The sequence below is a fragment of the Rhodoblastus acidophilus genome, assembly GCF_025961575.1.
Lineage (GTDB): Bacteria > Pseudomonadota > Alphaproteobacteria > Rhizobiales > Beijerinckiaceae > Rhodoblastus > Rhodoblastus acidophilus_C.
In genome coordinates, this window is the sequence record NZ_JAOQNX010000003.1 from 1 (window position 1) to 25,907 (window position 25,907).

General features: G+C 66.7%; 18 protein-coding genes. 12 read left to right on the forward strand and 6 right to left on the reverse strand.

What is annotated here, in order from left to right; genetic code table 11:
* The 3 genes from M2320_RS02430 to M2320_RS02440 all read left to right on the forward strand — a co-directional run.
* A partial coding sequence (locus tag M2320_RS02430; protein WP_264595935.1) for a beta strand repeat-containing protein occupies nucleotides 1–3,594 on the forward strand: 3,594 nt, incomplete at its 5' end.
* A gap of 26 nt (nucleotides 3,595–3,620) precedes the next feature.
* Entirely contained in the window at nucleotides 3,621–3,887 is a 267-nt protein-coding gene (locus M2320_RS02435) for a hypothetical protein (protein ID WP_264595936.1), read from the forward strand.
* 155 nt (nucleotides 3,888–4,042) lie between these two features.
* Nucleotides 4,043–7,894, forward strand: coding sequence for a PAS domain-containing protein (locus M2320_RS02440; protein WP_264595937.1), 3,852 nt, complete (start codon nucleotides 4,043–4,045; stop codon nucleotides 7,892–7,894).
* A 141-nt stretch (nucleotides 7,895–8,035) separates the two neighbouring features.
* Here M2320_RS02440 and cydB read toward each other — a convergent pair whose 3' ends face one another.
* Both cydB and M2320_RS02450 read right to left on the reverse strand, forming a co-directional pair.
* Complete coding sequence (cydB, locus tag M2320_RS02445; RefSeq protein WP_319801406.1) at nucleotides 8,036–9,061, reverse strand: cytochrome d ubiquinol oxidase subunit II; 1,026 nt, start codon at nucleotides 9,059–9,061, stop codon at nucleotides 8,036–8,038.
* A complete protein-coding gene (locus M2320_RS02450; RefSeq protein ID WP_264595938.1) occupies nucleotides 9,058–10,467 on the reverse strand; it encodes a cytochrome ubiquinol oxidase subunit I in 1,410 nt (469 codons plus the stop codon). Before M2320_RS02450 ends, cydB begins: the two co-directional genes overlap by 4 nt.
* Nucleotides 10,468–10,613: 146 nt before the next feature.
* On the opposite strand from M2320_RS02450, the gene M2320_RS02455 reads away from it, so the two are divergent.
* Genes M2320_RS02455 through M2320_RS02485 form a run of 7 tightly spaced genes read left to right on the forward strand, consistent with a single transcriptional unit; the run spans nucleotide 10,614 to nucleotide 15,970 of the window.
* On the forward strand, nucleotides 10,614–11,102 hold the full coding sequence (locus M2320_RS02455) for a Na+/H+ antiporter subunit E (protein WP_264595939.1): 489 nt from the start codon (nucleotides 10,614–10,616) through the stop codon (nucleotides 11,100–11,102).
* On the forward strand, nucleotides 11,095–11,364 hold the full coding sequence (locus tag M2320_RS02460; RefSeq protein WP_264595940.1) for a monovalent cation/H+ antiporter complex subunit F: 270 nt from the start codon (nucleotides 11,095–11,097) through the stop codon (nucleotides 11,362–11,364). The genes M2320_RS02455 and M2320_RS02460 overlap by 8 nt, the downstream gene beginning before the upstream one ends.
* Complete coding sequence (locus tag M2320_RS02465) at nucleotides 11,361–11,639, forward strand: monovalent cation/H(+) antiporter subunit G (protein WP_264595941.1); 279 nt, start codon at nucleotides 11,361–11,363, stop codon at nucleotides 11,637–11,639. The genes M2320_RS02460 and M2320_RS02465 overlap by 4 nt, the downstream gene beginning before the upstream one ends.
* Nucleotides 11,636–12,586 carry a hydrogenase subunit MbhD domain-containing protein gene (locus M2320_RS02470; protein WP_264595942.1) on the forward strand — a complete coding sequence of 317 codons (951 nt, stop codon included), beginning with the start codon at nucleotides 11,636–11,638 and terminating at the stop codon, nucleotides 12,584–12,586. Before M2320_RS02465 ends, M2320_RS02470 begins: the two co-directional genes overlap by 4 nt.
* Nucleotides 12,583–12,918: an NADH-quinone oxidoreductase subunit K gene (locus tag M2320_RS02475; RefSeq protein ID WP_184425522.1), complete on the forward strand. Its 336-nt coding sequence runs from the start codon at nucleotides 12,583–12,585 to the stop codon at nucleotides 12,916–12,918. Before M2320_RS02470 ends, M2320_RS02475 begins: the two co-directional genes overlap by 4 nt.
* Nucleotides 12,915–14,396 carry a complex I subunit 5 family protein gene (locus M2320_RS02480; protein ID WP_264595943.1) on the forward strand — a complete coding sequence of 494 codons (1,482 nt, stop codon included), beginning with the start codon at nucleotides 12,915–12,917 and terminating at the stop codon, nucleotides 14,394–14,396. Before M2320_RS02475 ends, M2320_RS02480 begins: the two co-directional genes overlap by 4 nt.
* A complete protein-coding gene (locus tag M2320_RS02485; RefSeq protein WP_264595944.1) occupies nucleotides 14,393–15,970 on the forward strand; it encodes a proton-conducting transporter membrane subunit in 1,578 nt (525 codons plus the stop codon). Before M2320_RS02480 ends, M2320_RS02485 begins: the two co-directional genes overlap by 4 nt.
* A 126-nt stretch (nucleotides 15,971–16,096) precedes the next feature.
* Here the strand turns inward: M2320_RS02485 and M2320_RS02490 are convergent, their stop codons facing one another.
* The 4 genes from M2320_RS02490 to M2320_RS02505 are packed head-to-tail and all read right to left on the reverse strand — an operon-like array spanning nucleotide 16,097 to nucleotide 22,786.
* Nucleotides 16,097–19,144 (reverse strand): efflux RND transporter permease subunit, encoded by a 3,048-nt coding sequence (locus M2320_RS02490; protein ID WP_264595945.1) that lies wholly within the window; start codon nucleotides 19,142–19,144, stop codon nucleotides 16,097–16,099.
* Nucleotides 19,141–20,226 carry an efflux RND transporter periplasmic adaptor subunit gene (locus M2320_RS02495; RefSeq protein WP_264595946.1) on the reverse strand — a complete coding sequence of 362 codons (1,086 nt, stop codon included), beginning with the start codon at nucleotides 20,224–20,226 and terminating at the stop codon, nucleotides 19,141–19,143. Before M2320_RS02495 ends, M2320_RS02490 begins: the two co-directional genes overlap by 4 nt.
* A 32-nt stretch (nucleotides 20,227–20,258) precedes the next feature.
* Nucleotides 20,259–21,734 carry a GntP family permease gene (locus M2320_RS02500; protein WP_264595947.1) on the reverse strand — a complete coding sequence of 492 codons (1,476 nt, stop codon included), beginning with the start codon at nucleotides 21,732–21,734 and terminating at the stop codon, nucleotides 20,259–20,261.
* A 2-nt stretch (nucleotides 21,735–21,736) separates the two neighbouring features.
* A complete protein-coding gene (locus M2320_RS02505) occupies nucleotides 21,737–22,786 on the reverse strand; it encodes a patatin-like phospholipase family protein (protein WP_264595948.1) in 1,050 nt (349 codons plus the stop codon).
* 404 nt (nucleotides 22,787–23,190) lie between these two features.
* On the opposite strand from M2320_RS02505, the gene M2320_RS02510 reads away from it, so the two are divergent.
* Together M2320_RS02510 and M2320_RS02515 are read left to right on the forward strand one after the other, a co-directional pair.
* Entirely contained in the window at nucleotides 23,191–24,621 is a 1,431-nt protein-coding gene (locus M2320_RS02510) for a basic amino acid/polyamine antiporter (protein ID WP_264595949.1), read from the forward strand.
* A gap of 25 nt (nucleotides 24,622–24,646) precedes the next feature.
* A complete protein-coding gene (locus M2320_RS02515) occupies nucleotides 24,647–25,894 on the forward strand; it encodes an arginine deiminase (RefSeq protein ID WP_264595950.1) in 1,248 nt (415 codons plus the stop codon).
* Nucleotides 25,895–25,907 lie beyond the last annotated feature (13 nt).

The following is a 25,907-nucleotide window of genomic DNA, read 5'->3' on the forward strand; positions in this document are numbered from 1 at the left end:
CTGCCCAACGCGGCCGGAACGACGCTGGCCATTGCGACCAGCCTCGGCGCGCTCTCCTCGACCGCCGTCACCAAATCCGACTGGGTCGGCGCCGCCGCGCCGGACGATTATTACAGCTTCACACTCGCGAGCCTGTCCTCGGTCGCGCTCAATCTGTCCGGGCAAACTGGATCGTCCTATGTCAACGTGGCTCTGCTGGACAGCGCCGGGAACCAGATTGACTGGGAGTCCGTCTCGCCGACGACTCCTTCGACGCTGCTCGCCAATCTCGCCGCCGGGACCTATTACGTCCATATCGACGATCCCAATTCCGACACCGCTTATACGCTGACGGCGTCGGCGACGGCGACGACGAACCAGGGCGGCGCGACGCTGGCGAGCGCCAAGGCGCTGGGAACGCTCGGAACCGTGACCGTGTCGGATTCGATCAACACCGCCGCGCCGGTCGACTACTACAGCTTCACCGTCGGCGGGCAGCGTCCGGTCGCGCTGCAACTCACGGGATTGACCAGCAACGCCACGCTGACCCTGTTCGACGCCAGCGGCCAGAGGATCACCACGGCCTATGGCGGCGCGAGCTCCTACGCAACCATTCTGAAAACGCTCGCGGCGGGCCAGTATTTCGCCGAAGTGTCGGGCGCCTCGTCGACGACGGCCTACAAATTCGTTGCGACGACCACCCCGATCCTGACGGCGAAACTGACCAGCGACACCGGGTCCAGCGCGACCGACCTGATCACCAACACTCCGTCCCTGACCGGAACGGGCAACATCAGCACGACCGTCAAGTTCACCATCGACGGCGTCGCCGCCGCCACGACCGCGACATCCACGACGACGGGCGCGTGGACCTATGTCCCGACCGGTCTTGCCGACGGCAAGCATACTGTTATCGTCAGCGAAACCGATCCGGTCGGCGATGTCGGCGCGACCAGCCTGACCTTCACGCTCGACACGACGCCGCCGACCGTCACTGCGGCGCTGGTCAACGATACCGGCGTTTCCGGGACCGATAAGGTCACGTCGGCGGTAAGCCTGAGCGGAACCGCTGACGCCAACGCCGTCGTGTCCTTCACCGTTGACGGCGTCGCCGCGACCACGACCGCCACCGCCAATGCTTCGGGCGCATGGACGTTCACGCCCTCGGGTCTTGCCGACGGCGTCCATACGATCGTCGCCAGTCAGACGGATATCGCCGGCAATGTCGGCAAGGCGACGCTTACCGTCACCCGCGACATCACGGCGCCGGCTGTGACCGCAGCGCTGACCAGCGACACCGGCGCCTCCGCGACCGACAAGCTCACCTCGAATGCGGCTGTGAGCGGGTCGGGCGATCCGAACGCTGTGGTCAGCTTCACCATCGACGGCGTTGCGGCCAGCGCGACCGCGACCGCCGATGCGACCGGCGCCTGGAGTTTTGCGCCGACCGGCCTTGCCGATGGCCAGCACACCATTGTCGCCAGCGAAACCGACCTCGCCGGCAACGCCGGCTCCGCGAGCCTGACCTTCACGCTGGACGCCACCGCGCCCGTCGTCACGGAAAAGCTGACCAGCGACACCGGCGTTTCCTCGACCGACAAGATCACCTCCAATCCGGCGCTCAGCGGTTCGGGCGAGGCCAATGCGGTCGTCAGCCTGCAATTCGATGGCGGCGCCGTCAGCGTCACCACCACCGCGGACGCGGCCGGCGCCTGGAGCTATGCGCCGACCGGCCTTGCGGACGGCGCGCATACGGTGATCGCCAGCGAGACCGACGCCGCCGGCAACGCCGGCTCCGTCAGCCTGGCCTTCACGCTGGACAAGACGGCGCCGGTTGTCGCGGCAAAGCTGACCAGCGACACCGGCGCCTCCTCCACCGACAAGATCACGTCGAACCCGGGCGTCAGCGGGTCCGGCGATCCCAACGCCGTGGTCAGCTTCGTGGTGGACGGCGTCGCCGTCACCACGACCGCGACCGCCGATGCGACGGGAGCCTGGAGCTTTGCGCCGACCGGCCTCGCCGATGGCGCGCATACGATCGTCGCCAGCGAGACCGACGCCGCCGGCAACAAAGGCTCCGCCAGCCTGGCCTTCACGCTGGACAAGACGGCGCCGGTCGTGACCGAAAAGCTGACCAGCGACACCGGCGCCTCCGCCACCGACAAGATCACGTCGAAGGCTGGCTTGAGCGGAACCGGCCAGGCGAGCGCCGTCGTCAAGTTCGTCGTCGACGGCGTGGCCGCGACCACGACGGCGACCGCCGACGCCACCGGCGCCTGGACCTATGCGCCGACGGGGCTCGCGGACGGCGCGCATACGGTCGTCGCCAGCGAGACCGATGTGGCGGGCAATACGGGTTCGGCCTCGCTCACCTTCACGCTCGACACCAAGGCGCCGGTGGTGACGGCGAAGCTGACCTCCGACACGGGATCGTCGGCGACCGACAAGATCACCTCCAATGCGGCCCTGAGCGGAACGGGCGACCCCAACGCTGTGGTCCGCTTCACCATCGACGGCGTGGCCGCCACCGCCACCGCGACGGCCAACGCCTCGGGCGCCTGGACCTATGCGCCGACTGGCCTCGCCGATGGCGCGCACACCATCGTCGCCAGCCAGACCGATGCGGCCGGCAATGTCGGCTCGGCCTCGCTGACCTTCACGCTCGACACCAAGGCGCCCGCGCCCACCATCGGCCTGGCCAATGACACGGGCGCCTCCTCCAGCGACAAGGTCACCACCGACCCCAGCCTCTATGGTCTGGGCGACCCCAACGCCGTGGTCCGTTTCACCGTGGACGGCGTCGCCGCCACGGTGACGGCGACCGCCGGCGCGACCGGCGCGTGGTCCTACACGCCGACCGGCCTCGCGGTCGGGGCGCACACGATCGTCGCCAGCGAAACCGACGCCGCCGGAAATGTCGGAACGGCCTCGCTGAGTTTCACGCTCGCTTCCGCGCCGGTGCTTTCGCCCAAGGACGCCACCGTCGCCATGGGCGCGTCGGTCGCCGCCTCCAGCCTGTTCTCCGCGACCCTGGCGAATGGCGACGCGATCACGACCTATGAATTCATCGACGCCAATGCCGGGGCGTCGAGCGGGTCTTTCGTGCTGAACGGCGTGACGCAGAGCGCCGGCGGCGTTCTCGACGTGGCGGCCTCCGACATCGCCAAGCTCAAATTCGTCGGCGGCAGCGCCGTGGGCGTCGACGACATCTGGGTGCGCGCCTCCAACGCGCTCGATTACGGAAACTGGATCGACGTCCAGGTCCAGACCCAAGGTCCGAGCGTCACGCCGCCCACAATTGCGGCGGGCGCCGCCAAGGTCGCGGCCAATGCGAGCCTCGCCCTGGCGTCGCTGTTCCAGGTCACGGATCCGAACGGTCTCGCCATCAGCGAATACCAGTTCGTCGATTTGAACACCTCCGCGACCAGCGGCCACATCGCGCTTGGAACCACCGCCGCGCCGGCGGGTCAGATCGTCGACTTCCCCTCCGCGCTGCTGCCGACCGCCTCGTTCGCGGCGGGCGCGGCCGGGTCGGTCGATACTTTGGCGGTGCGCGCCTATGACGGCGGCGCCTGGAGCGCGTGGACGCAGTTCACCGTGACCACGACGAGCTGAGGGCCGCTGGGATTGAGGAGATGAACGTGAGCAGCGATATTTTTGTGGACAGGCTGGTCGACATTGCGGTGACGGGAGGCGTGGTCCGTCTGGACTTCGCCAATCTGTCGCCGGCGCAGAAGCGGGACGACGGTCAGCCCGCGCTGGTGTTCAGCCAGCGCGTCGTTTTGCCGATCGAGGCCTTTGTCGAGCTCGGCGATACCGTCGCCAAGATGATTTCGATCATGGTCGAAAAGGGAACGCTGGTGAAACGCGAGGCCTCCGGCGGTCATGCCGAGGGCGTTCCGAACTGAAGGGACGACAGTTTACTTGCGTTAGCAGGCTTTCCTAACGCGAAGTCTGGCGGCGCTCAGCGCCGCCTTTCCCGCTCTAGCATGGATCGGATGATCGGGGTTACTGTTGCTCGGAAACTTGGATCACCTCCTTTCCCTGATGGCGGGCCCCTACCGTGCAAGGTTCCGAATCCAGGCTGCGCTTCACCGCCATCGTGTGGATCCCCGCATTGGCGATCATGGCTTTGTCGGCCTTCATCGTCTGGAGGGAATGGCGCGAAGGCTATACGGCCGCCGAAACCTCGGTGCTCAACACCGCGCGCGTGCTCGCCGCGCAGGTGGAGAATTCGCTCGACGTCGCCGACGCCGAACTCCTGTCGGTGGTTCAACGCTACCGTATTTCGAGCGAGAAGGGCGAATCGCCGGAGCGGGCGCTGGCCGAGGACGCGTTGCGCGGCATCCCCAAATTCCCCTTGTTGCGACGCATCGAAGTGAGCGACGAGACCGGCCTCGTCGTCTTCGGCGCCGGCGATTGGGAGACGGAAGGGAAATCCATCAATATCGCGCAGCGCGGCTATTTTCAGCGCGCCAAGGCGAATGAACAGGGCCTGCTGATCGACGGTCCCTTGCGCTCGCTGACGAGGGGCGACTGGATTCTCGTCCTGGCGCGCCGGCTCGAGGATCATCGCGGCGCCTTCCGCGGCGTGGCGCTCGCCGTCATCCCCGTGCAGGGCATCGGCAAGATGTTTGCGCAAATCGATCTCGGCCAGTCCGGCGTCGTCAACATGCGCGCGCTGGATTTGACCGATATCGTGCGCCGCCCGGCGCTCGAAGGCGAAAGCCGCGAACCCGGCAACCGCACCGTCTCCAGCACGTTTCGCGCCTTGCTGCGCGAGCGCCCCGACGCAACCGAATTCGTTTATGAGACGGTGGCGCCGATCGACGGCGCCCAGCGCGTCTATGGCGTCGTGAGATTCGACCATGCGCCGTTCTGGATGACGGTCGGCCGCGCCGTGGATGATTTCTCGACATATTGGCGGCAAAGCGCGGCGCTGTTGACGCTGCTCTCCGCCGCCTTGACCTGGCTGCTCGTCTGGGGCGCCCGGCGGCTGGACCTGCAGACTCGCGGCTTGCGCGAACGCGTCGCCGAGCGCACCGCCGATTTGCAGGAAAAACAGCGCTTCCTGGCGACGCTCACCGACGTGACGCCGGGGCTGCTCGGCTATTGGGACGCCGAGCTGCGCAACCGTTTCGCCAACCGCCGCTATATCGACTGGTTCGGCGTCACGCCCGAAGCGTTGAATGGCCAGCGCATCCAGGACTTTCTCGGACCCGAGGTGTTCGCCGGCCGCGAGTCGCACATCCGCGCCGCGCTGAGGGGCGAGCCGCAACAATTCGAGACCCAGGTCGTCAGCCCCGACGGGGCCGTTCGCCACGCCCTGATCAGTTATGTCCCCGACATTTTCGCGGGGACGGTGCGTGGCTTCGTCGTCGAGATGACCGACATCACCGCCTTCAAGCGCGTGCAGGCCGAGCTGAGCGCCCAGGCGGAGGAATTCGAGGACCTCTACAACAATGCGCCCTGCGGCTACCATTCTCTTGACGCCAACGGCGTGATCACGCGGATCAACGACACCTCGCTCGTCTGGCTCGGCGTGACCCGCGAACAGGCTTTGGGCCAGCACATCACCGCCTTCATGTCGAAGGATTGGGAGCACGTCTTCAGGGAGTCGTTCCAGAGTTTCCTCGACGCCGGCCGGATCGACGAACTCGAATTCGAATTGCGCGCCGCCAATGGCGAGTCGCGGCCGGTGCTGATCTCGGCGACGGCCTTGTATGACGCCAAGGGCGCGTTCGTGGCGACCCGCTCCGTGGTGCTCGATTGTTCCCGGCTGCGCATGGAGCAGGAGACCTTGCGCCAGGTGATGCGGGCGGCGCCGATCTCGGTGCGCATCGCCTCGCTGTCCGACAACAAGGTGTTGTTCGTCAATCCCGCTTATGCCGAGGTCGTCCGCCGCACCGAGAAGGAGGCGCTGGCCTGGGACATCCGCAGCGCCTATCGCGATCCCGAGGTGTTCGACGAGATCTGCGCGCGGCTTCGCCGGGGTGAAGCCGTGATGAACCGGCTGATCGAATTCCATCTTCCCGACCAGCCCGAGCGTCCGCCGCTCTGGGCGCTGGCCTCCTACATGACCATTCCCTACGAAGGGAAGACGGCCTCGCTGGCCTGGCTTTACGACGTGACGGCGCTGCACGACGCCAAGCTCGCGGCGGAGCGGGCGATGGCGGCGCGCTCGCAATTCCTCGCCAATATGAGCCACGAAATCCGCACGCCGATGAACGCCATCCTTGGCTTCACCCGTCTGCTCGAGAGCGAAAATCCAACGCCTGCGCAGGCGGATCGGCTGGGTAAGATCGATGTCGCCGCGCAACATCTGCTCGTCCTGATCGATGATATCCTCGATCTCTCGCGGATCGAGGCCGGCGGCCTGCGACTGGAGGAGCGCGATTTCGATCTCGGCCAATTGTTCGCCGACATCAGCTCGCTGATCAGCCCCGCGGCGCTGGCGAAAGGCTTGCGGCTCAACATCGACATTGCGTCCACGCCGCAACGGCTGGCCGGCGATGTGACCCGGCTGCGCCAGGCCCTGCTCAATTACGCCAACAATGCGGTGAAATTCACCGAGGCCGGATTCATCACCCTGCGCGCCGCCGTGAGCGAGAGCAATGGCTCGGTGCTCCTGCGGTTCGAGGTCGAGGATTCCGGCGTCGGCATCGCGCCCGAGGCGCTGCCGCGCCTGTTCAGCAGCTTCGAACAGGCCGACGCCTCGATCAAGCGCCGGTTCGGCGGCACCGGGCTGGGGCTCGCCATTACCCGCAGGCTCGCCGAAGCCATGGGGGGCGAGGTCGGCGTCGACAGCACGCCCGGCGTGGGCAGCATCTTCTGGTTCACGGCGCGCCTGAAGAAGGGCGTGGCCTTGGCGCATGGCGTGCGTCCGTCGTCGCGGGATTTCGCCGCGAAATTCGGCGGGGCGCACAGCCGCATCCTGCTGGTCGAGGACAATGAAATCAATCGGGAGGTGGCGGTCGCGATTCTGCGGGCGGGCGGCCTCGATGTCGTCACTGCGGTCAATGGCGCGGAAGCGGTCGAACTGGCGAAGGCCGGACCGGTCGATCTGATCCTGATGGACGTGCAAATGCCTGTGATGGACGGCATGGAGGCCACGCGGGCGATCCGCCTTCTGCCCGGATGGGCGGCCAAGCCGATCGTGGCGCTGACGGCGAATGTGTTCAGCGCCGACCGGCGCGCCTGTCTCGAGGCCGGCATGAACGATTTCGTCACCAAGCCGGTCGATCCCGTGCAGCTTTACGCCGCTTTGGCGCGCTGGCTGCCCGCGGCCGGCGACGGCGAGCCCGCGGCCGCGCCCCCGACCGGCGGGTCGGTCAGCGGGCTCTCGCCGATCGCGGGCCTGGACCTTGCCGACGGCCTCGGCCGCGTGAACGGGCAGGTCGGCGCCTATCTCAGGATCATCGGGCGCTTCGCCGCCGCCCATGCGGACGACGCCGGGCGGCTCCGGGCGCGTCTTGACGGCGGCGACGCCGAGGGCGCCGTTCTGATCGCCCATTCCTTGAAGGGCGCCGCCGGAAATATTGGCGCGACCGAGCTTTTCCAGGCGGCCGCTCGGCTCGAGGCGGTGTTGAAAGCCGGGGAGACGGGTGAAGGCGTCGAACAGGCCCTGGCCGCGATACAGACGCGTCTGGCCGCGCTGGTCCCGGCCATCCGCGCCGCGCTTCCTGCGGATTCCGCGCCGACCGGCGGCGGCGCGCCTGCGGATGTGCAGATCGTGCTCGACGAACTCGAGGCGGCGCTCGCCGCCGGCGACGTGAGGGCGGGTTCGATCGCCGACGCGTCGGCCGAGGTCTTGCGCGCCGCGCTCGGCGACGCCTACGCGCCGCTGCGCCAGCAGATCGCCGACTATTTTTTCCCTCAGGCGCTGGAGACGTTTCGGCGCGCGCGAAACGGGTGAGGGGCGGGCGCGCGCAGGCTGATGAGTCTCGTTGCGATGGCCATGGTTCGAGACGGCTGCTTCGCAGCCTCCTCACCATGAGGGATTTCTCTATAGGGAGGCTTTCCCCCAGCCTCCGTTCACGGAACGGGTTATCATCTGTCAGTGGTAGCCGCCGGCCGCGTTGGTTTTTCCGCGGAACACCCAATAGGCGTAGCCCGTGTAGATCAGGATGACCGGGATCAGCACGCTTGCGCCCGCCAGCAGGAAGGCGAGGCTGGACTCCGGCGCCGCGGCTTCGTGGATCGTCACCGCGCGCGGCACGATATAGGGGTGGAAGCTGATCCCGATCCCCACATAGCACAGGATGAAAATGGCCATGGCGAGCAGGAAGGGCGCGCCCTCGCGCTCCTCCTCGCGCAGAAATTTGATCAGCCATAGGCCCAGCGCGCCGCAGGCGATCGGCAGCGGCGCGAACAGCAGGTCGCGCGGCCAGCCGAACCACAGGGTCCAATAGTCCTGGTGCAGAAACGGGGTCCACAGGCTGATCGCCGCGATCAGCAGCAGCACGGTTGGCGCGAGCGGGCGCGCCAGGCGGAAGGCGCGGCGCAGCACGGCGTGTTCGGTCTTGTAGATCAGCCAGCAGGCGCCGAGCAGCGCATAGCCGAGCACCAGGGCGACGCCGGTGAGCAGGCTGAACGGCGTGAGCCAGTCGAGCGGGCCCCCGGCATAGGCGCGGCCCGAGACCTTTATGCCCTGGACCAGCGCGCCGAGCATCATGCCCTGGCACAGCGCGGCGAAAGTGGAGCCCGCCCAGAACGCCCAGTCCCAGAGCGGGGCCGATCTGTCGGCGCGAAAGCGGAATTCGAAGGCGACGCCGCGAAACGCCAGCGCCAGCAACATGCCGATGACCAGCGGATAGAGCGCCGGCATGATGATCGCGTAGGCGAGGGGAAAGACGGCGAACAGGCCGCCGCCGCCGAGCACCAGCCAGGTTTCGTTGCCGTCCCAGACCGGCGCGACGGAATTCATCACCTCGTCGCGCTCGGCCTTGCCCTTGAAGAAGGGGAACAACACGCCCAGGCCGAGGTCGAAGCCGTCGAGCACCACATAGGCGAGTACGGCGAAAGCGATCAGCCCGGCCCAGATGGTCGGCAGATCGAAGGTCAGGCCGCTGACGCCGCTCATGGCCGCGCCTCCCGGTCGGCGCCTTCGACGATCAGGCCGGCGGCCGGCGTCAGGCCGGTCGCATGGGCCGGCGCCGGCGGCAGCGAGGGCTCATGGGGCAGGGGCGGGCGGTTCATCAGCTTGCCCATGTAATAGAGGCCCATGCCGAACAGGGCGAAATAGACCAGGACGAAGGCGATCAGCGACGCGCCGACGGCGGAGGCCTGGACGGGCGAGGCGGATTGCGCCGTGGTCAGCAGTCCGTAGACCGTGTAGGGCTGGCGGCCCGTCTCGGTGGTGGTCCAGCCGGCGACGATGGCGACGAAGCCGCTGGGGCCGAGCGCGAGCGCGGCGCGGTGCAGGAGCCGGTTGTCGTAAAGCCTGCCGCGCCAGCGCGCGACCAGGCTCCACAGGCCGAAGCCGGCCATGGCGAAGCCGAGCGCCACCATGATCCTGAAACTCAGGAACGGCAGCGGCACGGGCGGCCATTGATCCCTCGGCCATTCCTTGAGGCCGCGCAGGCGCCCATTCCAGCTGTGGGTGAGGATGACCGCGCCGAGATGGGGAATGGCGATTTCGTATTCGACCTTTTCCTTGGCCATGTCGGGCCAGCCGAACAGGATCAGTGGCGCGCCGTCCTGGCTGTCGAAATGGCCTTCCATGGCGGCGACCTTGGCCGGCTGGTGTTCGAGCGTGTTGAGCCCGTGCATGTCGCCGGCGAGGATCTGGACCGGGGCGACCAGCGCCGCCATCCACAGCGCCATGGAGAACATCGTCTTGACCTGCGGCGTCGCGCGCCCGCGCAACAGGTGCAGGGCCGCGACGCCGCCCACGGCGAATGCGGTGGTGAGATAGGCGGCGAGCACCATATGGACGAAGCGATAGGGGAAGGAGGGCGTGAAGACGATTTTCAGCCAGTCCTGGGGGACGAACTGGCCGGCTGCGTTGAGGGCGTGGCCTTGCGGGGTCTGCATCCAGCTGTTGACCGCGACGATCCAGAAGGCCGAAATCGCGGTGCCCAGCGCCACCATGCAGGAGGCGAACAGCCGCAGCTTTGGCGACACCCGTCCCTCGCCGAACAGCATCACGCCGAGAAAACCGGCTTCGAGGAAGAACGCTGTCAAAACTTCATAGCCCATCAGCGGGCCGAGCACGGGGCCGGTCTTGTCGGAAAACACGCTCCAGTTGGTGCCGAACTGGTAGCTCATCACCAGGCCGGAGACGACGCCCATGCCGAAGCCGATGGCGAAAATCTTTTTCCAATAGTTGAAGAGGTCGAGATAGACGGTGCGTTTGGTGAGGTTCCACAGGCCGTCGAGGACGGCGAGATAGGAGGCGAGGCCGATCGACAGCGCCGGGAACACGATGTGGAACGCCACTGTGAAGGCGAACTGAAGCCGCGCGAGTTCAAGGGCGGTCGTGGTCATGTCTGCGCGCTCCTCGCTGGAGACCGAGCCTGGAGTATTGCGCAGCCAAGCCGGATTCGGAAGGGTCCGCGTCGGGCCGGCCGATATTGCCAAGCCCGCAGGGGAATGTTAGCTTTTTGTGCAGCGCAATATTTCGAGGCTCCTGAATGTTTTCTGGCGCGCCGATCGGCATCCTGCGCTCTTTCGCGCGTCTCGGTTTCTTCCTGTTGTTCTGGCTGGTGATCGCGGGCTGGTCGGTCAAGGATTTGCCGGTCGCCGTCGCCGGCGCCATCGCGGCGACCTGGGTGAGCCTGAGGCTGCTGGCTCCCGGACGAATCAGCCTTCACGCGGGACGTTTCCTGCTGCTTGTCGGCCGCCTGCTGCGCGGCTCGTTCGCCGCCGGTCTCGATGTCGCCTGGCGCGCGCTGGCGCCGCGTCCGAGGCTTTCACCGGGCTTCGTCTCTTGCGCCATCACCCTGCCCGAGGGCGAGCGGCAAAACCTGTTCTGTCTGCTCCAGAGCCTGATGCCGGGGACGCTGCCGACCGGGGCGGAGGGCGGTGTCGTCTTCGTTCACGCGCTGGATGTGTCGCAGCCGGTCGCGGAGGATTTTTCCGCGCAGGAGCGGGCCTTCAACAGGGCGATCGGCCATGGATGAGTTCCTGCTCGCCGCCGCCGGCGTGATCGTGTTGACGGTCGCTGTCGGCCTCGCCCGCATTCTGCGCGGCCCCGACGATGTCGACCGGCTGATGGCGGTGCAATTGCTCGGCGCGGGCGGCATCGCCGCCTTGCTGCTTACCGCTTATGCGACCCGCGTGCCCGGCGTCGACGATGTCGCGCTCGGCCTCGCCTTGCTCGCCGCTTTCGCCGCCATGGCTTTTCTTAATCATCTCGACGCGAGCGAGGGGGAAAGCGAATGAGCGACCTTTTCAGCCTGGTCGCGATCTGCGCCGGCGTGTTCTTCTTCTTCGCGGGAACGGTGGGATTGCTGCGCTTTCCCGATTCGCTCACCCGGCTGCACGCTTTGTCGAAAGCCGACAATCTTGGGCTCGGACTGGTCGTGCTGGGGCTCATTCCCCGTGCGGACACTCCGCTGGCGGCGTTGAAGCTGGTGGTGGTCTGGGCGCTGGCTCTGGTGTCGGGCGCCTCGACCGCGCAATTGATCGGCCGCGCCCTGCGCCGAGGCCGCAAATGAGCGTGCTGGCCGCGCTCGACCTTGGCCTCGCCCTGCTCGTGGTGGGCGTCGCGGCTTGGACCGTTTCCGCGCGCAATCTGTTCGCCGCCGTGGTCGGCTATGTCGCCTATGGGCTGCTTCTCGCGCTGGTCTGGGTCCGGCTTTACGCTCCCGATGTGGCCTTGACCGAGGCGGCGGTCGGCGGCGGCGTCACCGGCGTGCTGCTGGTCACCGCGGGAAAAAGGCTCGACGCGCTGGCCTCGGCGGAGATCGGCGCGCCGCCCGGGCGCGGGTTGAAAATTTTTGCGGGGGCGCTGGCGGCGCTGGTCGCCGGGGCGCTCGCCTGGGTCGTGCTGACCCTGCCGTCGACGCCGCCGAGTCTGGCGCCGGCCGCCGCCGAAGCGGCGAGCGGTCCCGGCGCGGGGCTCGGCAATCCCATCACGGCCGTGCTCATTTCCTATCGCTCCTTCGACACCATGCTGGAAAAGGTGGTGTTGATCCTCGCCGTGCTCGGCGTCTGGTCGGTCGGCGCCGATGCGGCCTGGGGCCGGGCGCCGGCGCCGCTGCGCAAGCCGGAGCCCGATGGCGCGATGATCCTGCTGGCGCAAGTTCTTGCGCCCGTCGGCTTGCTGATCGGCCTCCACATTTTCTGGGTCGGGGCCGACGCGCCCGGCGGCGCCTTTCAAGGCGGCGCCCTGCTCGCCGCCATGGGCATGGTCGCGATGATGGCGCGGCTGATGGCGCCGCCGCGCATCGATTCGCGCAAGCTGCGGCTGGCGCTGGTCGCCGGACCCGCGGTCTTTCTGGTCGTCGGCGTCGCCGGGCTGATGCTGGCGGGACATTTGTTCGCTTATCCGCAAAATTTCGCCAAGCCGCTCATTCTGTTCATCGAGGCTTTCATGGTTGTTTCGATCGCGGTCGCCTTGCCCATGCTGGTCTCCGGACCGCCGGACGGGGGCGCGAAATGACCCCCTCCGTGCTGGCGGGACTGGTGGGCGCCGCTCTGGTCGGGCTCGGACTTTACGGGCTGATTTCCAACCCGCATCCGCTGCGCAAATTGCTCGCCTTCAATTTGGTGGGCAGCGGGGTTTTTCTGGTGTTCGGCATTGTCGCGCGGCGCGGCGCGGCGGCGGGCTTCGCCTTCGATCCCGTCCCGCAAGCCATGGTCATCACCGGCATTGTCGTCGCCTTCGCCGCCAGCGCCTTGGCGGTGGCGCTGATCCTGCGGCTCGCCGCCGCGAGCGGCAAGGTGACGCTCGATCCGCGGGCCTGGACCAAGCCCGGGGAGGGCGGCCAGTGACGGCGCCGGGGGGCGAGCTGCTGGTTTTCGCCGTTCTGACGCCCGTTCTGGGCATATTGCTGTCCTTTGCCCGCGGCGGGCGGGCGGCGGAAGCCATCACGCTTGCTTTGGCGCCGGTCGGGCTGGTGCTGGCCGGATTCGTCGCCTGGCTCGTCGCCTGGAGCGGCGCGCCGCTGGTCTATGAGATCGGCGGCTTGGCGCCGCCGCTGGGCATCGCTTTGCGCGCCGACGGCGCTTCCGCGACCATGATGGTGGTGACGGCGCTGATCGTGCCCGCCGCCGCCTTTTACGCGCGCGAAAAGTTCGCCACGCCCCAGGGGGGAGAAAGCCGGAGCGCGCTGACCTTCTGGATCATGCTGCAGGCGATCTGGGCGGCGCTGAATCTTGTTTTCCTCGGCTCGGACCTGTTCAATCTCTATGTCGCGCTGGAGCTTCTGACTTTTGCCGCGGTCCCGCTCGTGTGCATCGACGGGCGCCCGGAAACGCTCGCCGCCGCCTTGCGCTATCTGTTGTTCGCGCTGTTCGGCTCGATCTCCTATCTGCTGGGCGTGGCGCTGCTTTATGGCGGCTATGGGACGCTCGACATCGTCCTGCTCGGGCAAAAGATCGAGGGGACGCCGCTGGTGTGGACGGCGGCCGCGCTGATGACGGCCGGGCTGCTCGCCAAAACCGCTCTGTTCCCCCTGCACATCTGGCTGCCGCCGGCGCACGCCAATGCGCCCGCTGCGGCGAGCGCGGTGCTGTCGGGTCTGGTGGTGAAGGGCTCGTTTTTTCTCGCGCTGCGGCTGTGGTTCTATGTGCTGCCGGGGCTGCCGATCGCGGCGCCCGCCGCGCTTCTCGGCGCGCTCGGCGGCTGCGCCGCTTTGTTCGGCAGCATTTTGGCTCTGCGTCAGGCGCGGCTCAAACTGCTGGTCGCCTATTCGACCGTGGCGCAGATCGGCTATTTGTTTCTGATGTTTCCGTTGGCGGCGGCGCCTGCGGGCGGCGCGCTCGGCTGGAGCGGCGGTTTTATGCAGGTGCTCGCCCATGCCTTCGCCAAGGCGGCGATGTTTCTGTCCGCCGGCGTGCTCGCGGAGGCGCTCGGCCATGACCGGATCGCGCAATTTGGCGGCGCGGCGCGGGCGCTGCCGCTGACGTTCTTGACGCTGGGTCTTGGCGGGCTGTCGCTGATGGGGCTGCCGCCAAGCGGCGGTTTCGAGGCCAAATGGTTTTTGTTGCGGGCCTGCGCCGCATCCGGCCAATGGATTTGGGCTGTGCCGATCCTTGGCGGCGGCTTGCTGGCCGGCGGCTATGTTTTTCGCATCCTCGCGCCGGCGCTGGGCGACGGGGAGGTCAAGGTCAAGGCGAGCCCAAGACGTTCGCAGGAACTGGTTGCGCTCGGACTCGTCGTGATCGCGCTGGCGCTGGCTTTTGCGCCGGAAAATTTCTTTGAATTCATTCGGATCGGCCGCCCCTTGGCGGGGGGAGGGGCGTCGTGATCCAAATCTTGCTGGTCGCGACCTTGGCCTGGCCGCTGGCGTTTCTGGCCGCCTGTTTTGTCCGGCCGTGGCGGCCTCGCGCGCTCGCATGGCAATTTCTGGCGCCGGCGCCGGGACTGGCCGCCGGTCTGATGGGGCTGAGCGGGCCGCCTGTGTCGGTTTCGGCTTTGGGGTTTGTGCTGCGGCTCGATGCGCCGGGGGCGCTGCTGCTCGCTTTCGCCGCTCTGCTGTGGATCGTGGTGAGCGCGACGCTTTGGCGCGACAAGGATGCGCGTTTTGGCGTCTGCTGGCTGCTGACCATGATCGGCAGTCTCGGCGTGTTCGTCGCCGGCGATCTCGTGTCGTTCTATCTGCTTTATGCTCTGGTCAGCCTGCCCGCCTATGGGCTGTTCGCCTTTTCCGACGATCCGGAGAAACAGCGCGCCGGCGCCGTCTATCTGGCTTTTGCTTTGGCCGGCGAGGCCGTGTTGCTCGCGGCTTTCGCGCTGCTCGCGGCCGGCGCGCCGCAGGGTGTGGGGATCGCCGAAGTCATGGCGGCGCTGCCGGCGTCGCCGTGGCGCGGCGCCGTGCTTGTGCTGGTTGTCGCCGGCTTCGGCATGAAGATGGGGCTTGTGCCCTTCAATGGCTGGATGCCGCTGAATTACCGCGCCGCGCCGATCCCGGTCGCCGCCGTGCTCAGCGGCGCCGGGGTCAAAGCCGGGGTGATCGGGTTGCTGCGCTTCCTGCCGTTCGAGGCGCCGCTGGCGGAGGCGGGCGGGGCGCTCGCCATTTTGGGGTTTGTCACCGCTTTTTACGGCGTGGTGGTCGGCCTGACCCAGCGCGATGCCAAGAATGTTCTGGCCTATTCCAGCATCAGCCAGATGGGGGTGATTTCCGCGGCGCTCGGGTTGGGGCTGGCGGCGGGGCAGGTTTCCGCCGCGGGCGATATGGCGTTTTACGCCGCCAATCATCTGTTGGTGAAGGCGGCTTTGTTCGTCGCCCTTGGCGCGCTCGCCGTGCGGCGGCCGGTTTGGGCTTTGGCGCTGGCGGGGGCGCTGGCCCTGAGCCTCGCCGGACTGCCGCTGACCGGCGGGGCGTTGGCGAAACTTGCGTCGAAGGCGCAGTTTGACGCGGGCTGGGCGAAAGTTTTGGCGACGCTTTCGTCCATCGGCAGCGCCATGCTGATGACGCATTTTTTGACGCGGCTTGTGTCGGGAGAGGCGGAGGCCGCGAGCGAGACGCCCGTCCCGCTGGCGCGGGTGTGGCCGGCGCTGGCGCTTGGCGCGCTTTTCTTGCCCTGGGCGTTCGCCGTCGATCCCGGTAAGGCTTTGACGCTTGACGCGCTCTGGGATGGGTTTTGGCCGGTCGCAATCGGCGTCGCGCTCGCGCCGGTCTGGCGGCGGCTGTCGGTTCCGCAGATTCCGACCGGGGACAGTATTGTCTTTTTTGAACGCGGGTTTGCGCGGTTGGTCAGGCTCGGCCCGGCCTTTGAGCGGGCGGACGTCGGCTTGCGGCAATGGCCGGCGGCGGGCGTCTCGCTGCTGGTGATCGTGCTCGCTTTGCTGGCGGCGGGGTTGGGCGACTTTGTGAGATAAGTCAGGCAGGAACGAACCCCTCATCCGGCGCGCTTACGCGCGCCACCTTCTCCCGCAAGGGGAGAAGGGACGCGCCCGAGGATCGCAGCAAACGACGCGGATGGGCTCGTGTCTGTAAAACCGCGGCTAAGCTGACGCCGGCTCCTTGACGCGCAAAAAGATCACGTAGAGCGCCGGGAGGACCAGCAGGGTCAGGATCGTCGCGACGAACAGGCCGCCCATGATGGCGAAGGCCATCGGGCCCCAAAACACCGTCGGGGCGATCGGGATGAAGCCGAGCACCGTCGAGATCGCCGTCAGCATGATCGGCCGGAAGCGCGACATCGCGCCTTCGACGATCGCGTCCCACATGGGAAGCCCCTGTTTGCGCTCGGCCTCGATCTGCTCGATCAGGATCACCGCATTGCGCGCGATCATGCCCATCAGCGCCAATATGCCGAGGATCGCCACGAACCCGAGCGGTCGTCCGGACAGCAGCAAGGCGAGGACGATGCCGATCAGGCCCATCGGCACCAGGCTCAGCACCATGGCCAGTCGGCTGAAACTGTGGAGCTGCGCCATCAGGAACAGCAGCATCAGGAACAGCATCAACGGGATCATGGCGAACACCGAGGCTTGCGATTTCGCGCTTTCCTCGACCGTGCCGGCGACTTCGATGCGGTAGTTTTTGGGCAGGCTGGCGTTGAGCGCTTCGACTTTTGGCGTGAGCGCCGACACCACGCCCTCGGGCGTCGCGCCGGGGATGACGTCGGCGCGCACCGTCAGCGTCGGCGTGCGGTCGCGCCGCCAGACCAGCGGATATTCCTGCTCGAATTCGAACCGCGCGATCTGGCTCAGCGGCGCGGCGCCTCCGCTCGGCAGCGGGATTTGCAGGGATTGCAATGTGTCGAGCGACACGCGCTGCTCGTCCTGGGCGCGGGCGACCACGTCGACGAGATAAATGTCGTCGCGCACCTGGGTGATCGGCGTCCCGATCATCACCGTGTTGAGATAGGCGGACAGGGCCTGGGAGCTGAGGCCCAGCAGGCGCGCCTGGTCCTGGTCGATCACCACGCGCGCCTTTCGCGCGGGCTCCATCCAGTCGTAGTTCACGCGGCGCAGGTCGTTGTTGGCGCCGAGCAGGGCGCCGAGCCGCAAAGCGATGTCGCGGGTCTGGCTGAGGTCGGGGCCGCTGACGCGATATTGCACCGGCCAGCCGACCGGCGGCCCCAGCTCCAGCGGCGAGACGCGGGCGACCACGCCCGGAAGTTTTTCCGCCAGCTCCTTCTCCAACTTGGCGTGCAACCGCTCCCGTGCCGAAACATCCTTGGCGATGACCACCGCCTGAGCAAAAAAATCATTGGCGAGCTGCACGTTCAGCGGCAGATAAAAACGGATCGCGCCGCGCCCGACATAGGTGCTCCAGCTCGCGGCGTCGGGATCGTCTTTTAGCAGCGCGTCGAGTTTTTGCGCCGCGCGGTCGGTGGCGAAAATCGACGCGTTTTGCGGCAGGGTCAGGTCGACCACCAGCTCCGGCCGGTCGGAGGCCGGGAAGAACTGGCGCGGCACCAGTTGCAGGGCCAGGAGCGAGGCGGCGAAACAGGCGATGGTGACCGTGACCGTGAGCCAGCGCCAGCGCATCGCCCCGAGCAGGACGAATTTGAAGGCGGCCATGATCCGGCTGGGTTTTGCGTCCGGCTTCGCTTTCGGCGCCTTGAGCAGCCAGACGCCGAGCAGCGGCGCGAACAGGACGGCGACGAACCAGGAGACGATCAGCGCGATCGAGACGACGGCGAAAATGGAAAATGTGTATTCGCCGGCCGAGCTTTTGGCGAAGCCGATCGGGACGAAGCCCGCCGCCGTGATGAAGGAGCCGGTGAGCATGGGGAAGGCGAGGGATTCGTAAGCGACGGTCGCCGCCTTTTCCTTGCTGTCGCCCGCCGCCATGCGCGAGATCATCACGTCGACCGTGGTCATGGCGTCGTCGACCAGCAGGCCGAGCGCGATGATCAGCGCGCCCAGCGAAATGCGCTGCAGGTCGATGCCGAAATATTGCATGATCGGGAAAATGATCGCGACCGTCAGCGGGATGGAAAGCGCCACCACCGCGCCGGGGCGCAGGCCGAGGCTGACGATGCTCACCGCCATGATGATGGCGATCGCCTGCCACAGCGATTCCATGAATTCGCCGATGGCGTGATCGACCACCACGGGTTGGTCGGAGACGAGGGTCACGTCGATGCCGAGCGGCAGGTCGGCTGTCGCTTCGTCGAGGGTTTTCTTGACATTGCGGCCGAGCGCCAGAATGTCGCCGCCGTCGGCCATGGCGATGGCGAGGCCAATGGCCGGCTTGCCGTTGACGCGGAACATGGGTTGGGGCGGGTCGATCGGGGCGCGGCGGATCGTGCCGATGTCGCGCAGGCGGATCAGCCGGCCGTTGGAGGAGAAATTGACGTCGAGGAGGTCGTTTTCGGACTGGAACGCGCCGGTGACGCGGATCGAGATTTTTTCGTCGCCGGTCTGGATGGCGCCCGCGGGGATTACGGCGTTCTGCGCCTGGATCGCGGCGATCAGCGCGGCGCGGTCGATGCCGAGGCCGGCGAGTTCGCGGGTCGAGAATTCGAAATAGATTTGCTCGTCCTGCGCGCCGAGGATTTCGATCTTTGAGACGTCGGGCACGTGCAGCAGTTTTGAGCGCACGTCCTCGACATAGTCTCGGAGTTCGCGGGTGCTAAAACCGTTGTCGGCGGTAAAACCGTAGATCAGGCCGTAGGTGTCGCCGAAATCGTCGTTGAAGAACGGGCCGACGACGCCTTGGGGCAGGGTGCGTCTTATGTCGCCAATATTCTTGCGCACCTGGTACCAGATGTCCGGCACGTCCTTGGGCGGGGTTGCGCCCTTGAGGTTGACGAAAATCGTGGTGCGGCCGGCAGTGGTGTAGGAGCGGACGAAGTCGATGCCCCGGGTTTCCTGCAATTTGCGTTCGAGGCGTTCGGTGACCTGATCGAGCGTGTCGTCGAGCGTCGCGCCCGGCCAGCCCGCCTGCACCACCATGGTGCGGAAGGTGAAGGCGGGGTCCTCGTTGCGCCCGAGCTTGAAGTAGGACATCAGGCCGGCGACGACGATGGCGATCATCGCGAAAATGACGAAGGATCGATGTTTGAGGGCCCAGTCGGAGAGATTGGGGCCGGTCATGAGCGCTCTCCGAGCAGGCGCACCTGCTGGCCGGGATGCAACGCCTGGACGCCCGCGGTCACAACGATTTCACCGGGCTCAAGCCCGCCGGACAGGACGACCGTGCCGGGATCGAAGCGCTGGACTTCGACGGGTTTGAGCGCGACCGACAAGGTTTTGGGATCGACCACCCACACGGCTGGGCCGCCGCCTGACGCGGTGAGCGCGCTGGCGGGGATCGACAGGCCATGGCCCTCGTCGACATCGACCCGCCCGGTGACCGTCGCGCCCAGGCGCATGGCCGGCGGCGGATCGTTGACCGCGACCCGGACCTTGAACGTGCGGGTGACCGGATCGGCCTGGGGATCGACCTGACGCACCCGGCCCTTGGCGGTGACCTGCGGCGCGTCGGTGAGGGCGATGGTGACTTCGGCGTCCGAGGGCGCCGTGCGCAAGACTTGCGCGGGGACGTCGAAGACCGCGTCCCAGCCATGGTCGCGGGCGATGGTGAACACGGTTTGGCCGGGTTGGACGACTTCGCCGGATTCGGCGCTGCGGCGGGTCACCGTGCCTTCGACGCCCGCCTTGAGTTCGGTATAGCCGACGCGATCCTCGGCGATTTCGACCTGCGCCTTGGCGTCGTCCACGGCGGCCTGGGCGGAGCGCAGCGCCTGCTGCGCCTTGTCGAAATTGGCGCGGGTGGTCCAGCCCTGGCGCAAAAGGGTTTGCTGGCGGTCGAAATGATTGGAATCCTGCTCCAGCCGTCCCTTGGCCGCGGAGAGCGCGGCGCGCGCCGAGCGCAGCGCGTTGATTTCCTGCTGCGGATCGAGTTTGGCGACGATCTGGTCCGGGGTGACGCGGTCGCCGGCTTCGGCCTTGCGCTCGATGATCCTTCCGCCGATGCGGAAGGCCAAAGAAACCTCTTTTTCCGCCTGGAGCTGGCCGGTGAGCGAAATGGCCTGACCGAGGCTCGCCTTTTCCACAATGATGGTCCGCACCGGGCGCGGCGGCGGCGCCTCTTGCGCGGTCTCCTGCTTGCAGCCGGCAAACAGCAGCAGGGATGCGGCGAGCAGCAGGCGCGCGTGCGGGCGGATCAGCGACATGGTTCCAACTCCGGATTGGCGGCTTTGAGGGTTCAGAAGGACCCGACGGTCGAGCCGAGCACGATGACCGCGACCAGCGCCACGATCGCCCCGAGAATGGCGACCATGAAAATGTCCTTGTAGCTAGCGCTGTGGTTGGAGCCGCAGACCGCCAGCAAGGTGACCACCGCGCCATTGTGCGGCAGGCTGTCCAGCGTGCCCGCGCCGATCACCGCGACGCGATGCAGCAGGGCGGGATCCATGCCGATCGCCGCCGCGCGCTGAAGGTAAGTTCCGCCGAGCGCGTCGAGCGCGATGGTCAGGCCGCCCGAGGCCGAGCCGGTGAGCGCGGCGAGAATGTTGGTCGCCACCGCCAGCGACACCAGCGGGCCCCCGCCAATGCCGAGCACGGCTTCGCGCACCATGGCGAAGGCCGGCAGCGCCGCGACCACGGCGCCGAAGCCGACCAGGCTCGCCACGCTGATCGCCGGCAGGGCCGAGGCGTTGACGCCGGCGTCCATGGTGGCGCGCAGATTGGGCAGGCGGCGCCCGTTGAGCGCCAGCGTGGTCAGGATCGCCAGGGTGAGGGCGGTGAGCACCGACCAGACGCCGGTGACGGCGGAGGGTTGGATGCCGCCCCATTCGGGCTTGGCCAGAAAGCTGAGGTCGAGGCGCGGCAGCACGACCAGCGAGAGAATCAGATTGGCGAGGATGACGACGACGATCGGCGCCGCCGCCTTCCAGAACGGCGGAGTCGCGGTCGCCACCGCGCCATGGGCGATTTCGGCGGGATCGAATTCATGCGAGGCGGTGGCGCGCTCGCGCAGGGTTTCGTCGCCGGCGAGTTCGTCCGCCGATTTGAGTTCGGCTTCGTCGCCAAAACCCTCGCCGCGCTTGCGGGCGGCGGCTTCCTCGCGCGCCAGCCACCACAGGCCGAAGCCGAGCATGATGGCGGAGGCGATCAGGCCGAGGCCCGGCGCGGCGAAGGGCGTGGTGCCGAAGAACGGCATGGGAATGGTGTTCTGGATCGAGGGCGCGCCGGGCATGGCCGACATGGTGAAGGTGGACGTGCCCAGCATGATCGCCGCCGGCATCAGCCGCCGCGGAATTTTGGCGGCGCGGAACAGGCCCATGGCCATGGGCGCGATGACAAAGAAGGCGACGAACAGGCTGACGCCGCCATAGGTGACGACGGCGCCGCCGAGCACCACGGCGAGAATCGCGCGTTTTGTCCCGAGCTTTTGGGTCATGGCGTCGGCGATGGAGGCGACCGAGCCGGTGTCCTCCATCAGCTTGCCGAACAGCGCGCCCAGCAGGAAGATCGGGAAGAATTGCGCGAGAAACACCGAAGCGCTGCGCATAAAAGTCTGGGTCCAGTGGGCGAGCAGGGGCTCGCCGGACAGGAGCGCCGCGACCATGGCGGCGATGGGCGCCAGCAGCAGCACGCTCCAGCCGCGGAAGGCGAGCCAGATCAACAGGCTCAGGCCGAGGAGAATGCCGAACAGGCCGACCAGATCGGAAAGGGTCATGGTCAGCACTCCTCCAGCAGGACATCGAGATCGGCGGTGGATTTCTTGCCGAGGTCGTCGCCATGGGCGGCCAGGAATGCGTCGGCGGCGTCGCGGCCCTCCTGCTTGAGCAGGCGCAGGAACGGTCCTTCGGCGTTGAGTTTCGAGGAGGCGCCAAATTCCGCGAGCTTGTCGGTGTGGATGCGATGGGTGAGCATGGACGCCCAGCGGCACGCCTCGCCCGCGCCGGGATCGACGGCCTGGCGCAGCAGCGCGATCATGCGCAGCTCCTTCATCAGCGGAGAGTTGAAGGAGATCTCATTGAGCCGGTCCAAAATTTCGGCGGCCGTGCGCGGGGTTTTCAGGCGCTGGCGCGGGTTGATCTGGACCAGGAGGATGTCGCGCGATTGGCTCTCGCGCACCAGCGGCGTGATGGTCGGATTGCCGGCATAGCCGCCGTCCCAATAGGGCTCGCCGTTGATCTCGATGGCCTGGAACATGGTGGGCAGGCAGGCCGAGGCGAGCAGGACCTCGGGCGTGATCTCCTTGTTGCGGAACACTTTTCCGCGCCCGGTGTGGACATTGGTCGCGGTGATGAACAGTTTGATGTCGGCTTCGTTGAGATGGGCGAAATCGATGCTCTCCTCGAGCAGCGGGCGCAGCGGGTTGTGGCCGAACGGATTGAGATTATAGGGCGACACCAGCCGGCTCAGCAGGTCCATCATCACATAGCCGGGGGAGGCGTCGAGCGACCAGCGGTTCATCAGCCGGTCGAGCGGCGAACGCTGGATCGGGCTGAAACGAGCGGCCTCCGCGACCCGCTCCCAATAGGCGTCGAGCGCGGCGCGGGCGCCGGGCGCGCCGCCCTTCATAAAACCGCTGACGAGAACGGCGGCGTTCATCGCCCCCGCCGAGGTGCCCGATATGGCTTCGATCTTGATCCAGGGTTCTTCGAGCAGACGGTCGAGCACGCCCCAGGCGAAGGCGCCATGTGAGCCGCCGCCCTGCAAGGCGAGATCGATGAGAACCGTTTCGCGGGGCGCCTCGTTCTTCGCAGCCGGATTGCCTGTCATCGAGTCTCGCTGAAAATGCATTAAAGATCAGGGATTTGGGCAAAACTTTGGGTCAGCCCGGCCCCGGAAGGTGCGGCTATTTTTCGCAGTTGCGATGCAGACCGTCAACCGGGCGAGGCTGGGACTTTGGGCGGGATTCGCGCGGGAGCGCGCATCTGGTGCAACAACAACGGGGTGGCGGCGCTTCGGTCGGCTCGAGGCTGATCGGGACTGTCTTTATTGCGACGCAGCAAATATTTCTTGCGCTGCGATAATAGAGGCGTTCGCCTTGAACAATAATCCTTTTCACCATGGCTTCGCTCCACTGTCCTTCGCGCCTTGACAAGCGTTGAGCGCCGGCTGCATCTTGGCTGCACGAGTGGAATGAATTGTTTTCGAAAAATGAATAAAGCAGGGAGCGCCGAATGACCTCCGCGTCGGGGAACAAGCTGTCGTTATTCTCGCTCTCCGCTTTGGTCATCGGTTCGATGATCGGCGCGGGCATTTTCTCCCTGCCGCGCACCTTCGCCCTCGCCACGGGACCGTTCGGCGCCTTGATCGCCTGGCTGATCGCGGCCGGCGGCATGTATATGCTGGCGCGCGTGTTCCAGTCGCTCGCCGAGCGCAAGCCCGACATGGACGCCGGCGTCTATGCCTATGCCCGCGCCGGATTCGGCGACTATCCCGGCTTCCTCTCCGCCTTCGGCTATTGGATCAGCACCTGCATCGGCAATGTCTCCTATTGGGTGCTGATCAAATCGACGCTGGGCGCCTTCTTTCCCGTGTTCGGCGACGGCAACACGCCGGTCGCCATCCTGGTCGCCTCGCTCGGCATCTGGGCGTTCCATTTCACCATTTTGCGCGGCGTGCAGCAGGCGGCCTTCATCAACCAGGTCGTCACCATCGCCAAGGTTGTGCCGATCCTGATCTTCATCGTGGTCATGGCCTTTTCCTTCAAGGGCGACCTGTTCTCGGTGAATTTCTGGGGCGGCGCGGATATGCCGCAGGCGAGCCTGTTCGAACAGGTGCGCCAGACCATGCTGGTCACCGTGTTCGTCTTCATCGGCATCGAAGGCGCGAGCGTCTATTCGCGCTATGCGAAAAAACGCTCCGATGTCGGCGCGGCCACGATCATCGGCTTTGTCGCGGTCACCGCGGTGATGGTGCTGGTGACGCTGCTGCCCTACAGCGTCATGGCGCGCGCGGATATCGCCGGCATGCGTCAGCCGTCAATGGCGACCGTGCTCGAGGCGGTGGTTGGGCATTGGGGCGCGATCTTCATCAGCGTCGGCCTGCTGATCTCGGTTCTGGGCGCCTATCTCGCGTGGTCGCTGATCTGCGCCGAGGTTTTGTTCACCGCCGCCAAGACCAAGGACATGCCGCGGCTGTTCGCGCGCGAAAACGCCAACAAGGCGCCCTCCGCCGCTTTGTGGCTGACCAATATCGTCGTGCAGCTGTTCGTCATCAGCACCTATTTCTCCCGCGACGCCTTCTCGCTGATGCTCAATCTCACCAGCTCGATGTCGCTGATCCCCTATGCCTTCGTCGCGGCTTACGCCGTGCTGCTGGCGCGGCGCGGAGAGACTTACGAGGTGCGGCCGCAGGAGCGCTCGCGCGACCTGGCCTTCGCGGCGATCGCCGCCCTCTACACGCTGTTCATGCTGGTCGCCGGCGGGGTGCGCTATCTGCTGCTCGCCGCCATTCTCTACGCGCCCGGCACGGCGCTTTACATCTGGTCGCGCCGCGAACAAGGCCGCAGCCTGTTCACCCCGGTCGAACTCGCCATTTTCGTCGCGCTGGTCCTGGCCGCGCTCTATGGCGTCTATGCGCTCGCGACCGGCGCCATCGCCCTCTGAATCTTGCCAACGGGAGCATTTCGCAATGACCGAGAACGTGAATTTCGGCGTCCATTCGGAGGTCGGTCAGCTTCGGCTGGTGATGGTCTGCGCGCCCGGCCGCGCTCACCAGCGGCTGACCCCGAGCAATTGCGACGAATTGCTGTTCGACGACGTGCTCTGGGTCGAGAACGCCAAGCGCGATCATTTCGATTTCATTCTCAAGATGCGCGACCGCGGCATTGAAGTGGTCGAAATGCACAATATGCTCGCCGAGACCGTCGCCATTCCTGAAGCGAAAAAATGGATCCTCGACAATCAGGTGACGCCCAATCAGGTCGGCGTCGGGCTGGTCGACGAGGTGCGCTCCTATCTCGAGGGTCTTTCCGCCCGCGATCTTGCGGAAACCCTGATCGGCGGTCTGTCGACCCATGAATTTCCCGATTCCGTCGGCGGCGCCATGCTGGAGATGGTGCGCGACGCCGCCGGCGTCGCCGAATATCTGCTGCCGCCGCTGCCGAACACGCTTTATACGCGCGACACCACCTGCTGGATTTACGGGGGCGTCACCCTCAACCCGCTCTACTGGCCGGCGCGCCACGAAGAAACCATCCTCACCACCTCGATCTACAAATTCCACCCGCGCTTCGCGGGAAAGGTCAATGTCTGGTGGGGCGACCCGACCCAGGACTGGGGGCTGGCGACGCTCGAAGGCGGCGACGTCATGCCGATCGGCAAGCGCAATGTTTTGATCGGCATGAGCGAGCGCACCTCGCGCCAGGCGATCAGCCAGCTCGCCCAAACCCTGTTCGAGAAGAACGCCGCCGACCGCGTCATCATCGCCGCCATGCCGAAATTGCGCGCGGCCATGCATCTCGACACGGTCTTCACTTTCGCCGACCGGGATTGCGTGCTGTCCTATCCCGACATTGTCGACAAGATCGAATGTTTTTCTTATCGGCCGGGTGCGAAGCCGGGGACGGTGGATTTGCGCAAGGACGAAGGCGGTCTGGTCGAGACCGTGCGCGGCGCGCTGGGGCTGAAGCAGATCCGCACCGTCGAAACCGGCGGCACCGCCTATATGCGCGAGCGCACCCAATGGGACAGCGGCGCCAATCTGGTCTGCGCGGCGCCCGGCGTGGTCTATGCCTATGACCGCAACACCTATACAAATGCGCTGTTGCGGAAAGCGGGAATCGAAGTCATCACCATCACCGGCGCCGAACTGGGGCGCGGGCGCGGCGGCGGGCATTGCATGACCTGTCCGATCATCCGCGATCCCGTCGAGTTCTGATCCGCCGGCCTCG